Here is a 13519-nt window from a genome sequence, read left to right as displayed (position 1 = left end):
TCATGTCCGAGCAACTGCCTAACCTCGACCTCACGCTGTTCGACCTGCCGCCTTCGGCAACCCCGACCAGCGAACACAAACCACGCATCCTGCTGCTGTACGGGTCTACCCGAGAACGCGCCTTCAGTCGCTTGCTGGTAGAAGAAGCCGCGCGCCTCCTGGAGCACTTCGGTGCCGAAACCCGCACCTTTGACCCGTCGGGCCTGCCGCTGCCTGACGATGTCCCCGTGGAGCATCCCAAGGTGCAGGAGCTGCGAGAACTGGTGCAATGGTCAGAAGGCCAGGTGTGGTGCTCGCCGGAGCGCCATGGGGCGATGTCTGCGGTGTTCAAGGCACAGATCGACTGGATTCCGTTGGCGCTGGGGGCATTGCGCCCCACCCAAGGCAAGACCCTGGCCGTGATGCAGGTGTGCGGCGGGTCGCAGTCGTTCAACGTGGTCAACCAGTTGCGTGTGCTGGGCCGCTGGATGCGGATGTTCACCATCCCGAACCAGTCTTCGGTACCCAAGGCTTATCTGGAGTTCGACGACACCGGGCGGATGAAGCCATCGCCGTACTACGATCGCGTGGTTGATGTCATGGAGGAGCTGGTGAAGTTCACCGTGCTGCTGCGCGACCGCCAGGCATTCCTGGTGGATCGCTATTCGGAGCGCAAGGAAAGCGCCGAGCAGCTGTCTGAGCGGGTCAATCAGCGATCCATCTGACGCAAACGTGATTCAAGACAGTGGAAACGACAGGGTAGCGGCCAGCCCGCCACCCGCTCTGTTTTCAAGGCGTACCTGCCCCCCCATACGGTCGATGATGGTCGTGACGATGGAGAGCCCGAGGCCAGCACCATTTGGGCTGTTTCGGCTATAGAAGCGTTCGAATACACGGGATAGGCTCTCCTCGTCGATACCCGTCCCTTCATCCTCGACGACCAGTTCGATACGGCTGGCCAGGCGCCTCAGTGACACGGCTATGCGCCCCCCAGGCGGTGAATGTTCTACCGCGTTGGACACAAGATTCTGTAGCGCAATGCCCAGCGCGCCAGCGTCGACCTGCAGATGAAGGCCCCCTTCGCCTATGTCCAGCGAGGGTTCCAGGCCACGGTCCAGTATCCATGGGGTCAATTCAGCCAGGGTTTCGGTGACGACCTCGGCCAGGTCGATCCGGGCGCTGGCTCGCTGCCCCAGTTTTGGCTCAACGCGGGCCAATGTCAGCAACTGGTTGACCACCCGTGTCAGCCGATCGACCCCGCCCACAAGAAAGCCCAAGGCTTTCTCGCGCTCGGCATCATTGCTGGCGGCCAGCGCGTTCTGCGCGTGCAGCCGCAGTACGGCCAGAGGCGTACGCATTTCGTGGGCAGCATCGGCAATGAAGCGATGCTCACGCCGCAGCAGATCGTCGATCTGCGCCAGCAAGCGATTGATGGCCGCCTGCATGGGCTCCAGTTCAGTGGGAAGCGGTACCAGTTGCAGCGGCTCCAGCGAATCGGCATGGCGCCTGCGGATGACATTGGCCATGTTCTGCAGTGGCCGTAGCCCCCAGCCGATCGCAGCCCACACCAGCAGTGCCAACGCCAGGCTGCCAAGCAGGAACGGGAACAGCGTGTGGCGAACGATGCGGTCGATCAGGTCGTAGCGCACATCATCACGCTCACCCACCCAGATAAGCCAGTGCTTTTCCGGCACCGGCAAAACGAAACCGCGCCATTGTTCACCGCCACTGGAAAAGTCGTAGAACCCTGGAGCAGTGGGTGGTGGGTCAATGGGCGGCGCACTGGGTGTATGCACCAGCAACGCCATGCCTTCACCCCAGACCTGGAATGCCAGCTTGCTTTCGTAAGGGTGGCCCACCTGGTGCCGCCCCGCTTTGCCCAAGGCATCGTTGAAGGCCTCATACAGCGCCTCACGCGAGCCCTCTTGTACCGGCATGCTCATTACACCTTGCAGCAAACGCGCGTTCTGGGCCAGGTGCGCGTCATACACCTCGTTAATTTCGTGGCTGCTGTCATGGTAGTTGTAGAGCGCAAGCAGGCCGGTGCCCAGTAGCAGCAAGAGCATCACGCGCCACAGCGTACGCTGGCGTAGCGAGCTCATGCCTTGACCTCGACCAGATAGCCAATGCCGCGCACCGTGCGAATCAGGCCGTTGAACAGCTTCTTGCGCAGGTGGTAGATGTTCACCTCCAGCGTGTTGCTCTCCGGTTCTTCATCCCAGCCATACAGCAGTTGAGTGAGGCGCTCACGTGTGAATACCTTGCCGGGATGTGCCAGCAACTCATGCAACAGCACATACTCTTTGGGGGTGAGCACAACTTCGACGCCGTTGTAATGCACTTGTTGGGTGGTCGGGTCCAGGCTGACCCCTGCATGCTCGATCAGTACCTTGGCGCGCCCGACGCTGCGCCGCAGCAAGGCGCGCAAGCGCGCCTTGAGCTCGTTGAGGTCGAAAGGCTTGACCAGATAATCATCGGCGCCGGCATCCAGGCCGGCAATGCGATCATCAAGGGCATCCCGCGCGGTGAGGATCAGCACCGGCAAGCTGTCGCCGCCGGCGCGTAATCGCCTGAGTAGCTCGAGGCCATCCATACGGGGCAATCCAAGATCCAGGATCAGCAGGTCGAAGGTCTCGTGTTGCAGCGCATGCAAGCCACTGACACCGTCCCGCAACCAGTCGAGGGTGTACCCCTCCTGGCGCAAGCCGTCGCAGATCCCTTCCCCCAGTGCAATGTCATCCTCAACCAGCAACAGCCGCATGTTCAGTCCTGTTTGTCCTTGATGGCCTTGAGTAAAGCATCGATATCGGCACGCCGGCCCTGGTCAGCCAACTCACGCCCCGGCCGGGGCGGTGCCTGCAAGGCTTTCTGCAGGGCTGCGGTAGCTTCAGGGTAGCGCTTTTGCCGATACAGATGATCAGCCCAGAAATAGTTGCTGTCGATACCGTTGGGGTTGATCTGCAAGGCTTTGCGCAGCATCTTGTCGGCCATTTCGGCATCACCGAAACCGATAGGCCAGCCGGGCACCTGATCATACAGCGTGCCCAGGCTGGTGTAGGCCGAACCTTGCAGGGCGTTGGGGTCCAGCTTCATGGCCTGCTCCAGGCTGGCTTTCGCCGCCTTGACCTTGCCCAGTGCACCGAGGCCACCCGTCGCCCCCGCCCAACTGCTGTTGATGATGCCCTCCCAGATCAAGGGTTCAGGTGTGCCCGGATACTGATGAACAAACGTTGCTGCATCGCCTGCCAGCTTTTCGAAGGCGTCGGCACGCGTGTCCTTGGGCATTTGGTACTGAATCTGCGCCCAGCGCTGCTGCAGATCACTCAGGCGCTGGCTGCCTGCCTGGTCCAATGCCCAGGTGAAGGGTGCAAATGCCAGCAAGCTGGCAATGAACAGACGCTTCATTTGTTCGACTCCTTGGAATGGCTGCCGATATAGCGGCGAATGACTGGCAGTTGCTTGCGCAGTGCGCGATCGACTATGCCCGGCAACATCCCGTTGATACGCACGAAGAGCTTTTCCGGCCACCCCAGATAAAGCTCGGTGCGCTCGGATTGCACCGCCTCGAGCACAGCACGGGCGACGTCCGCAGGGTCGTCCATGCCAACTTTCAGCGCTTGATTGAGCGCAGTCGCAGCACTGCTGTTCATCGTTGTGCGGGTCGCCCGGGGGGCGGCATACAGCACGTTCACCGTGGTGTCGGCCAACTCGCGGCGCAGCGCTTCCGAAAAACCACGCAGCGCAAACTTGCTGGCGCAGTAGGTGGCGTAGCCGGGGTAGCCGATCGAGCCATAGGTCGACCCGACATTGACCACCAACGCCTTGGGCTGAGCACGCAGCAACGGCAGGCAGGCCCGGGTCAGTTGCAAGGGTGCCTTCAGGTTGATGTCCAATAGCTCGTCCAGCGCATACTCATCCAGCTGGTCGAGCAGAGCGAAGCGATTCACGCCAGCCGCGTTGATCAGCACATTGACAGCCCCCATCTCGCGTGCCCGCTCGATGACATGTTCGCGCCCTGACGGGCTGCGCAGGTCGGCCTCCTGCCAGCGCAGACGATCAGGGTACCGGTTCATCAGGCCAGCCAGCTTGCCCATATGCCGACTGACGGCCAACACCTGGGCACCGGCAGCGCAGAGCTGTTCAGCCAATTCCAGGCCTATGCCCCCACTGGCGCCGGTGAGGATTACCACGGACTCAGCCAAACGCATGGTGCACCTCTTGCTGCCCGGCACGCGGCAAGCCCTGGAACATCTCGGTGTACAAGCGGTAGACGACCTTGGCCGCGTGGAGGACGGCCTGCTGGTCACCGGCATCGTCGAGGCGGTCCATCAACTGTTTGTAGGTCACCATGTGCTCCTGGTCGAGCGCACCGTGCGAGCTGAGGTAGCTGAACGCCTGGTCTGGCAGTGCCAATGTGTTCTGGATAACGCCCGCCGCCTGGGTGGCCAGGGCAATGCTGGTGCCTTCGAGCACGTTGACCATGCCGAACAACCCGACTGGGTTGCCACGGGCGATCAGGTCGTACAGGTAGGCGACCATCAGCTCGATGGATTGCACCGGCTGGCCATCGCGCACGGCCTCCCAGTCACCGCCGCACGCTTTGATGTCGTTGAGGATCCACTGCTCGTGGCCGTATTCCTCTTCAATGTATTCGCAGACCGCGCCGCGCAGCCACTCCAGCCGCAGCGGCAATCGAGCCCCACAGGCCATCATCAGCGGCACGGTATGGCGCACGTGGTAATAGGCCTGGGTCAGGAAGGCGACGTAGCTGTCCAGGCTGACCTGGCCGGCCAGCGCTTCGCGGATCACCGGTACGGCGAACAGCGCCTGACGCTCTTGGGCGGTTTGTACTTGCAGGGTGTCGAAAAAGGACATTGTGAACCTCACAACGAGATGTCGGACAATAGGGTGTGGTAACGCTGCAAGATCGCCTCACGTCGCGGGCGGCCATTGGCAGTCAGGGTTTCGTCAAGCGTGCTAAGAGGCACTGGCAAGCGGCGCCAGGCGTGCACCCTGGCGTAATCGGGCAATCGCGCGTTGCATTGCTGTACGGCCTGTTCGATGGCCTCGTCGCTGATGCCGGGATCCAGCGGCCAGAGCAAGGCAAGGTTGCGTGGCAAGGCCTCGCCATGCACGAAAGCCTGGGCGATCACGCCACTTTGGCTCAGCTCGGCTTCTACCCACTCCGGGTTGACGTTGCGCCCGAAGCTGGTGATGAACTGATGCTTCTTGCGGCCATCCAGGTAGAGGTAGCCCTCCTCATCGAGGTGCCCTACATCGCCTGTTGCCCACCACTGCCCGGTTACCGGCGGCTCTCCCAGGTAGCCCAGCAATATCGAGCCGGCCACCAAAACTTCGCCATCGTCGGCGATGCGCACCTGCACATGCGGCAATGGCTTGCCGACGCTCCCAGGGCGCACAGCCCCTGTGCGGTTGAGCGCCACTACCGAGGCGCACTCAGACAAGCCGTAACCTTCGAACACCGGCAAACCGACCGCCTCGGCCCGCGCGAGCAGGCTTGGCGATACCCGAGCGCCGCCTACCGCCACCAGACGCAGAGGGCCGACCCGCATCAGCCCGCGTTCGATCGCTGTCACCAGCCCCATCAGCAGTTGCGGCACAAGGATCAGGCTCTGCGCACCACTGAGGGCGATTGCGCCCAGCAGGCGCTTGAAATCGACCTGGCTTGCGCCTCCCATCCCCAACTGCTGCTGCGGATAGAGCTGCACACAAGCGCCAGCCATGAGCGCGGCGTAGACGCCCAGGTTTTCCAGCAGAACACCCAGTGGCAGTACCGCCAGGTATCGCTGCGGCTCGGTTGGGCGGCTGGCGGCCTCCAGCTCATGCGCCACACGCAGCAGGGTTTCAGCGCTCAGGCACACGCCTTTGGGCGTGCCGGTGCTACCGGAGGTGTAAGTGATCTTGGCTGTGCCCTCAGGCAGCGCCGGGGCGACAAAACTGTCACGCTGCCACACGCCAGCTGGCGCCTGCCGGGCAAAGCCAAGCGCAACGAGCTGTTCGGCCCACTGCGCCTCGCACACGACCGCCGTGACTCCGCTTTGCTGCAAGCAGTGCTGGAACTGGGTCGCGCTGAAAAACGACGGCACTGTCACAGTGGCGCGTTCGGCGAACAGCGCCGCCAAATCCCAGAATAGCGCCTCGGGCCCGTTATCCAGCACCACGGCGAAGGTTCCTGGTGGTTGGCTACGCAGGCAGCCCGCCCGAGATTCGACTTCGTCGAGCAGTTGCCGGTAGGTGTAACGCTGCGCATCGCCCTGGACGGCCACGGCGTCAGGATGTTCCAGCGCGTGCTGGCGCAACAGTGCCTGAAAGGCAGTCAGTTCATGCCGCATGGCCGGTCTCCAGGGTTAGCATGGGAAACCCAAGCCGCTCGAACATGCCCGCCTGCTTCAGGGCATCGAAGCCAAAGCCTATGTTGCCGGCAAATACCTGGGGTCGCTGGTCGTAGTAGGTCCCCCATTGGTCCACTTGGCCCTGCAAGCGCGCAGGATCCGCTGAGGCCAGAACAGTGGGCACCAGCCCCAGTCGCTGGAAACTGTTGAACAGTGTCGCGGCGCCCGTGAATGCGACCCACTCCAAACCGCGCATGGCCAGCAACCACGTCACGGCAATGATCATTATTCGAGCGCTGCCGGCGCTGAGCGAGGCCAGGTTGCCTACTTCTACCATGCAGTTGCGATCCGGTGAGGCACCGGTTACCCGTGAAACAGCGGATTCCAGAGGCTCGTCCAGGTACCGCTCAAGAAAGAGCGGCCCTTCGCTGGCCGGTCGCATGCCCGCCGCCGCGATCAGGCGACCGTGGCTACCCTGCAAGGCAAGCAGTTCCGGCAGGTAATGCTGCACATCCGCCTGGTGCACGCAGGCAAAGCGCTCGTGTATGAAGTGCTCCAGCTCGCCTCGCCCATGATCGCCGCTGAGGTGAAGAGAAAGATGCGCCTGATGATCGGCATGGCTACCGATGGGTAACGGAAGCAAACTGTGCCATTGATGAGTCTGAGTCATGAAATTTCCCCGCCTGGGTGCGACGGAGGGAATTATCGGGGCCGAATCTGAATGCAATCTGAAGTCGGCTACTGTCGGAGCGCCTCAGCCCGGCGCTCGTTCATGTGCTGAACTGACTATGACCGAGCACGACGCGTACCCAGCTCGATCCAGACGGGCGCATGGTCGCTGGCCTTGGCCTCGTTGCGCACCCATGCATCGACACCCGCCCGTTTCAGATAAGGCGCAAGCTCGCGATTGAGCAACAGGTGATCGATTCGCAACCCGGCATTGCGGGCCCAGTGGTTACGGAAATAGTCCCAGAAGGTGTAGACACGCTCGTCCGGGTACAGATGGCGTATGGCATCGAGCCAGCCCTGATCAAGCAGTCGTTGGTAACACGCTCGCGACTCAGGCTGCAGCAGTGCGTCCTTCAGCCAGGAACGCGGGTTATAGATGTCCATGTCGGTGGGCACGACATTGAAATCCCCTGCCAGCAGCGTGGGGTGGCCACTTCCATAGAGGCTGCGCGCATGCTGGATCAGGCATTCGAACCAGTGCAGCTTGTAATCGAACTTGGGCCCGGGCTGCGGGTTTCCGTTCGGCAGGTAGAGGCAAGCGACCAACACCCCGTGTGCCGCAGCTTCCAGATAGCGGCTCTGGCTGTCCTCTTCCAGGCCGGGCAAGCCGCGGCGAACCTCGAGCGGATCGGTGCCCCGCACCAGAATGGCCACGCCGTTCCATGACGGTTGCCCATGATGAAGGCTGCCATAGCCTGCTGCCTCCAGCTCCGCGCGAGGGAACTGCTGATCGGCCGCCTTCAGCTCCTGCAGGCAGGCAATGTCGGGCTGCTCCCGCTCCAGCCAGGCCAGCAGCGCCGGCAAACGGCTGCGGATGCCATTGATGTTGAAGGTGGCAATCTTCAGCGCTTTCATGCGTCCGGGTCGCTCACATGGGCCTGCACGGCATCTTCCAGCGCGCGGATATGCGCCTCATCGGCCAGCGCCTTGAGCGCCAACCAGTCGTCCCAGTCGATGGCACCGTCGTCGCGCAGGGCCTCGGCTGTGCGAAGCAGTTCATGGTGGTAGGCATCCGGTGACGCGCGCCGGTAACTGATGTCGTCGTACTGGGCGTACCAGGCTTCAAGCTCGGGAATGTTGCGTTCGATGCTCATGAAAGCGTCCTCGCTGTACCCTTTGCTTGTCAGAACCCAGGCACAGCGCGACGTTCAATCAGGGCGTCACTGAAAGTAATGGGGATACCGTGCCATGTCGCTCTCCAGCTTGTCCGCATCCGCTGCCCTCTTGCGCACTTCGGCATAAAACAGCTGGCACTGGTTCTGAAACCTGGTGAAATCGCGGTTGGCGGTTTCAATGGCACTGCTCCGGTCGCTGCCCGCGAGGCCTTCGACAAGCCGCTGTGACGAGGTATACGCCTGCCAGCAGGCTTCAACCTGCTGCAGCCCCTTTGCAAGGTTCTCGGTGTCGATAGTCGCCATTGCAGCACCCTCTTTGGACCGAGCCTGGTCCGTCGGTGTGAATCGCCAGAGCGACGATAACGGGATGAAGCCTGTCACGACGCGCTTCGGCTGAGAGCGTAGACCATTCCAACGCAGATGACGCAGTGTCAACGCAGATAGTCCTGAACCCACTTTACCCAACAATCAGCGCCAATTTTCACCAACGCATCATTGAAATCGTAGTGGGGGTTATGCACCGAGCACCCATGGAACTCGCCCGTGCCATTGCCCAGCATGAAGTAACAGCCCGGCCGCGCCTGCAACATGTAGGCAAAGTCTTCGGTGCCCATGACCTTCTTCGGCATCTTGTCCAGCAACGCGCCGTCGGCGAACAACGGCCTCAGGCTGTCACGCAGCAACGCGCTTTCGTGATCGCTGTTGCACAAGGCGGGCGCCAGTTGGGTGAATTGCACCTCGATCTCCACGCCATAGCTTTCTGCGTGCCCCTTGGCCAGGGCGTCAATGCGGCTGTTGATCTTCTGCTGGGTCTGGGCCGTGTCGGTGCGCACGCTCAGCAACATGCAGGCCTCGTCAGGGATGATGTTGTAGACGGTGCCGGCCTGGATCATGCCGATGCTGATCACGGCGTAGTCCTCGACGCTCAGGTTGCGCGACTTGATGGTCTGGATGCCACTGATCAGGCTGTTCAACGCCATCACCGGGTCTACCGACAGTTCCGGCATCGCACCATGCCCACCTTTGCCGGTAATCCGAATGCTGACACGTTCGGAAGACGCCATGGTGGGCCCCGCCTGCACCACGCACGTGCCCACCGGCAGGCCGGGCATGTTATGCAGCGCATACACCGAGTCGCACGGGAAGCGCTCGAACAGGCCGTCGTCGATCATCGCCTTGGCCCCCGCCAGGCCTTCCTCGTCGGGCTGGAATATCACGTTCAACGTCCCGTTGAACTGGCGCGTAGCCGCCAGTTGCGCAGCGGCTGCCAGCAGGATCGCGGTATGCCCGTCATGGCCACAGGCATGCATGCGGCCGGGGATCTTGCTGGCATGCGCAAACGCATTCTTTTCGCCCATCGGCAGTGCGTCCATGTCTGCACGCAAACCGATGCTGCGCGGGCTGTCCCCCACTTTCAGCACGCCGACCACACCATGCCCACCTACATTGCGATGCACTTCATAGCCCAACGCTTGCAGCTTGTCGGCTACCAGGGCCGCTGTATCGGGGGTGTCGCCGCCAATTTCCGGCGCAGCGTGGATCTGCCGGCGCAGCATGACGAACTCATCCAGCTCGGCAGCTGAGCCCCGTGTTTGATTGCTCTGCAAAATACCCATATCACTCGCATCCTTTGTTTTCGGGGAAGTACCTGAGGCAGGCCAGGCTGACGATGCCGCCGGCCAGCAAGAAGTAAGCTGGCGCCAACGGCGTGCCCAGCGCTGCAATCAGCCAGGTGGCCACCAACGGCGAAAAACCACCGAACAGGGTCACACCCAGGCTGTAGCTGACCGAGGTGCCGAACGAGCGCCTGGCCTTCGGGAAGCCCTCCATGATCAGCGCGAAGAACGCACCGGCACCGATACAGGTCGGCAAGATCAGGATCGCCACGCCCATCATGGCCAGGCCCATGTGCTGCACGTGCCCAAGCAGATAAAACACGGGCAGGGTCAACACCACCGGCGCGGCGACCGTCCACACCAGCAGGCGTTTTCTGAGCTGATACTTGTCGGCGAGTTTGCCGGCCAACGGGCAGATGACGGCCATGCAACCGCTACTGATGCAGGCAATCGCCATCGCGCTGCCGGGTGGGTAATGCAAGGCGGTGGTCAGGTAGGTCGGCATGTAGAACACGAACAGGTACATGCCAATGGTCGAGCTGGCCATCAGGCCGATGCCTTGGGCGATGCGTTTGAGCAGTTCGGCATCCAGCCCCTGCTCTGCCTTCTGCGCCGGTGCGGCCTCATGGGTTTCCGGCAACCGCGTGCGTATGTACCAACCGACCGGCCCGATCAGCAGGCCGAAGATGAACGGTATGCGCCATCCCCAGCTTTCCAGCGCCGTGGGGTCGAGCAACTGGCTGAGGGCCAGGCCAAAGCCGGCCCCTACCAAGGCGGCATAGCCTTGGCTGGCGGCCTGCCAGCTGACGCTCTGGCAGCGATTGCCGACTGCGCTGGATTCCATCAGGAACACCGACGCGGTACCGACCTCCCCGCCTGCCGACATGCCCTGGATGAGCCGGCCGGTCACCAGCAGCAAGGTGGCGAAAATCCCGATCTGTGAATACGTGGGCGCAAAGGCAATCATTGCGGTGCCCAGGGTCATCAGCCCGATGGTCAGGCTCAAAGCGGCCTTGCGTCCATGCCGGTCAGCATAGCGGCCGATGACCATCGCCCCGACCGGGCGCATCAGGAAACCGACGCCAAAGGTGGCCAGCGACATCAACAACGACGCCATGGCCGAGTCAGAGGGGAAGAAGTGCTTGCCGATCAGTACAGCGAAGAAGCTGTAGATCGTGAAGTCGTACATTTCCAGCGCATTGCCCAACGAGCAGGCGACCAAGGTTTTACGGGAGGACGATACCTGCGCGGCTGAAAGCGCACCTTTTTGCAGGCTCGGCGATGTGGGTAGCGGTCTGATCATTGTTGTCTCCGTTGGCAAATCGCGGCGTGCAGCGAATATCAGCCAATCGGGCACCCAATACACTTGCAGTTTCGGCATAGGGATAACCAATGATTAATTAGCCGGCGCGATCGTTGGCCAAACTGCCCTGCGCTGGCGCACAGTCTGCCCTCGCTCCGCGCGCGGCCCCAATAACGCCCACAAATCAGCAGCCGTGGCGCAGCGTTGACGCGGGTACCAAGCCTGTCTAACGCGGATGCGCTCGCCAATCCACACGCCGCGCCTGCCCCTGATTAACCAAACGGCATGACCTGACCGAATAAGCAATCACGCTGCAACGTTCTGTTCACCGACGCTAAAGCCACCCCATCACCGTGCTGGCCTGGAGTCGTGAATGAACACTCGCATTACATCGTTGCTGTTGATGATCCAAGGGGCTTGCCTTGCTGCGCAGGCACAGGCAGAGGGTTTTCCGACGCTCGCGCGGATTGCGCCGGGTTTTGGTTATTACGGGCTGGATTACGGCTTCGATGACACGCTCAAGGTGTACGGCACCGTGGATGCATTCGCCAGCTATCACGACTCACAGCACCACTCGGGTTTCAGGCTGGCCGGTGGCGGCGCCTGGACCAACAAGCTCGGGCTGTACGCACGCAAGGCGCTTGACCCCGATACTGTCGTGGAGCTTGACGTCGAGGAGGGTTTCAACCTCAATGGCGAGGCCCTGGAGGGCACCTGGGACACCGTCGGTACCCTGCGCCTGGCGACAGTCGCCCTGCGCTCGCGCACCCTGGGCAAGCTCGAGTTCGGCAAGACCTACGGCATGGCCACGCCCACCTACGCCGACCCGTTCCTGGCCACCTATGGCTCGCCCTACACCTACCTGGCCCTGCCTGCCGCCGGCAAGGGCGCCTATTACCTTGACCTGCGCCCCAAGCACACCCTGGCCTACACCAGCCCGACCTTCAGCGGCTTCAGCCTCGGTACCGCGCTGAGCTTCGGCTTCGACGATGCCGCCAGCGCTGGGCGCACCGTGCGTGGCGGTGGCGCCCGGCTGCAGTACCGCAACAGCCGGGTGATGTTGCTGGCCTCCTACAACCGTTACTACAGCGACCCATGGGACGACGGCGGCGTTTCACGCCAGACCGCCAACGATTTCAAGAGCCTGTCGGCGTTCTACGATTTCGGCCCGCTGGCCACCAGCCTCACCTGGCAGCGTCAGGATGTGGACCAGGCCGGCACGCCCAGCACCACGCTGTACACTTTCGGCATGATGGCGCCAGTGGGCGAACTGGACGTGCTGCGCCTGGCGGTGATGCAACGCCAGGTCAGCGCCCGTGACAAGGACGCGTGGGGTGTGATGATCGGCTATGACCATTTCATCAACCCCCGCTGGGCCCTCTATGGACGCCTCGGCATGATCGCCAACCAGCGCGCCTCGTCGGTCACCTACGCCGGGACCCCGGTGGACCAGGCGGGCGATAACCCAAGCAACGTCTCGCTAGGCATGTACTACCACTTCTGACCCCACGGGGCGGGTCTGCTTGAGCACCTGCCCGCGCAAGCTGTGGAACAGCTCCTGGGCAGGCGCCGTGAGGCTGTGGCGGTCAATGCAGACCAGGTTGATGGGGTAATCCGGAATCAACTCCTGCACCGCCATGGCTACGAACTCGCAATCGATACCGTAGGTAGACCCTTGGTCCACCGCCAGCTCGCTGATGGTCATCAACGATTCCGTGTTCTTCAACAGCTTCAGCGCCATCATCACTGAAGTGCATTCAACGGTGTTCTGTGGCACCCGAAGGCCGTTGGCTTCGAACAGTTGGTGAAACTGCGAAGCCTGGTCGGACAACTCGTCCAGGCTGATCCAGGGGGCGTATTGCAAGGTGCGCAGTGACTGGCTGAACTTCTGCCGATTCGAGGCGTGGCAAATCACCCTGCCCTTGATACTGCCCAGCGCCTCCCAGTCCAGGCTCAGCCGACTCAGCGGTTGCTGCGAAGTAATGGCAAAGTCCAGGCTGCCATCGCGCAAGCGCTGCAGGATCTGGCTGGGACGCAGGTCGGTGATGGTGATCTTCACCCGCGGGTACTTGCGCCGAAAGGCCAGGATACTTTCATCGACGCCATCGAGCATCGCCGTCAACGACGTAACCCCGATCGACACGGCGCCCAGCGCCGCATCCTGAATGCTCGCTGCTTCGATCTGCAGGCGGCGTATGCTCTCTACCACGAGGTTGGCATGGCGGATGACACGCTTGCCTTCCTCGGTAAGGGCCATGCCTTTGTGCGACCGCTGCAACAGGGTAAACCCCACCTCCCGCTCCAGCTCCTTGATCGAACGGCTCAGCGCGGGCTGAGTAATGTGCATGAGCTTGGAGGCTTCGAGGATGCTGCCTGCGTTATGAATGGCGACCAGCGCCCTGAGTTGGTGAAGTTTCAACCGTT

The 13519-nt window shown here is 62.1% G+C and carries 15 protein-coding genes; 2 read left to right on the top strand and 13 right to left on the bottom strand.

What is annotated here, in order from left to right; translation table 11 throughout:
* Positions 1 to 2: 2 nt before the first annotated feature.
* Positions 3 to 704, top strand: coding sequence for an arsenical resistance protein ArsH (gene arsH / locus KW568_RS12385; RefSeq protein ID WP_004576503.1), 702 nt, complete (start codon positions 3 to 5; stop codon positions 702 to 704).
* A 12-nt stretch (positions 705 to 716) separates the two neighbouring features.
* Here arsH and KW568_RS12380 read toward each other — a convergent pair whose 3' ends face one another.
* The 12 genes from KW568_RS12380 to KW568_RS12325 all read right to left on the bottom strand — a co-directional run bounded on the left by KW568_RS12380 (position 717) and on the right by KW568_RS12325 (position 11095).
* On the bottom strand, positions 717 to 2081 hold the full coding sequence (locus KW568_RS12380) for a HAMP domain-containing sensor histidine kinase (protein ID WP_003254029.1): 1365 nt from the start codon (positions 2079 to 2081) through the stop codon (positions 717 to 719).
* Entirely contained in the window at positions 2078 to 2740 is a 663-nt protein-coding gene (locus tag KW568_RS12375) for a response regulator (RefSeq protein WP_004576502.1), read from the bottom strand. The genes KW568_RS12380 and KW568_RS12375 overlap by 4 nt, the downstream gene beginning before the upstream one ends.
* A 2-nt stretch (positions 2741 to 2742) precedes the next feature.
* Positions 2743 to 3384 (bottom strand): hypothetical protein, encoded by a 642-nt coding sequence (locus tag KW568_RS12370; RefSeq protein ID WP_003254032.1) that lies wholly within the window; start codon positions 3382 to 3384, stop codon positions 2743 to 2745.
* A complete protein-coding gene (locus KW568_RS12365; protein ID WP_004576501.1) occupies positions 3381 to 4187 on the bottom strand; it encodes an SDR family oxidoreductase in 807 nt (268 codons plus the stop codon). The genes KW568_RS12370 and KW568_RS12365 overlap by 4 nt, the downstream gene beginning before the upstream one ends.
* Positions 4174 to 4854, bottom strand: coding sequence for a TenA family transcriptional regulator (locus tag KW568_RS12360; protein ID WP_003254035.1), 681 nt, complete (start codon positions 4852 to 4854; stop codon positions 4174 to 4176). Before KW568_RS12360 ends, KW568_RS12365 begins: the two co-directional genes overlap by 14 nt.
* Positions 4855 to 4862: 8 nt before the next feature.
* Positions 4863 to 6332, bottom strand: a complete 1470-nt coding sequence (locus KW568_RS12355; protein WP_004576500.1) for an AMP-binding protein — start codon at positions 6330 to 6332, stop codon at positions 4863 to 4865.
* Positions 6322 to 7002 (bottom strand): thermostable hemolysin, encoded by a 681-nt coding sequence (locus tag KW568_RS12350; protein WP_033725924.1) that lies wholly within the window; start codon positions 7000 to 7002, stop codon positions 6322 to 6324. Before KW568_RS12350 ends, KW568_RS12355 begins: the two co-directional genes overlap by 11 nt.
* Before the next feature lie 116 nt (positions 7003 to 7118).
* Positions 7119 to 7916 carry an exodeoxyribonuclease III gene (gene xth, locus KW568_RS12345; RefSeq protein WP_004576498.1) on the bottom strand — a complete coding sequence of 266 codons (798 nt, stop codon included), beginning with the start codon at positions 7914 to 7916 and terminating at the stop codon, positions 7119 to 7121.
* On the bottom strand, positions 7913 to 8155 hold the full coding sequence (locus KW568_RS12340) for a hypothetical protein (RefSeq protein WP_003254042.1): 243 nt from the start codon (positions 8153 to 8155) through the stop codon (positions 7913 to 7915). The genes xth and KW568_RS12340 overlap by 4 nt, the downstream gene beginning before the upstream one ends.
* Positions 8156 to 8221: 66 nt before the next feature.
* Complete coding sequence (locus KW568_RS12335; RefSeq protein ID WP_003254043.1) at positions 8222 to 8479, bottom strand: hypothetical protein; 258 nt, start codon at positions 8477 to 8479, stop codon at positions 8222 to 8224.
* A 128-nt stretch (positions 8480 to 8607) separates the two neighbouring features.
* On the bottom strand, positions 8608 to 9792 hold the full coding sequence (locus KW568_RS12330) for a M20 aminoacylase family protein (RefSeq protein ID WP_004576497.1): 1185 nt from the start codon (positions 9790 to 9792) through the stop codon (positions 8608 to 8610).
* Position 9793: 1 nt separating this feature from the next.
* Entirely contained in the window at positions 9794 to 11095 is a 1302-nt protein-coding gene (locus KW568_RS12325) for an MFS transporter (protein WP_004576496.1), read from the bottom strand.
* Positions 11096 to 11468: 373 nt separating this feature from the next.
* Between KW568_RS12325 and KW568_RS12320 the strand changes: the two genes are divergently transcribed.
* The gene (locus KW568_RS12320) at positions 11469 to 12599 is read left to right on the top strand and encodes a porin (RefSeq protein WP_004576495.1); all 1131 of its coding nucleotides are present in this window, start codon (positions 11469 to 11471) and stop codon (positions 12597 to 12599) included.
* Here the strand turns inward: KW568_RS12320 and KW568_RS12315 are convergent.
* A complete protein-coding gene (locus KW568_RS12315) occupies positions 12576 to 13514 on the bottom strand; it encodes a LysR family transcriptional regulator (protein WP_004576494.1) in 939 nt (312 codons plus the stop codon). The genes KW568_RS12320 and KW568_RS12315 overlap by 24 nt on opposite strands.
* Positions 13515 to 13519 lie beyond the last annotated feature (5 nt).

The sequence above is a fragment of the Pseudomonas sp. HD6515 genome (assembly GCF_024971855.1).
GTDB classification, from domain to species: domain Bacteria; phylum Pseudomonadota; class Gammaproteobacteria; order Pseudomonadales; family Pseudomonadaceae; genus Aquipseudomonas; species Aquipseudomonas alloputida.
Note: the sequence above shows the minus strand (reverse complement) of the source record. Positions and strands in the feature narration are given on the sequence as shown.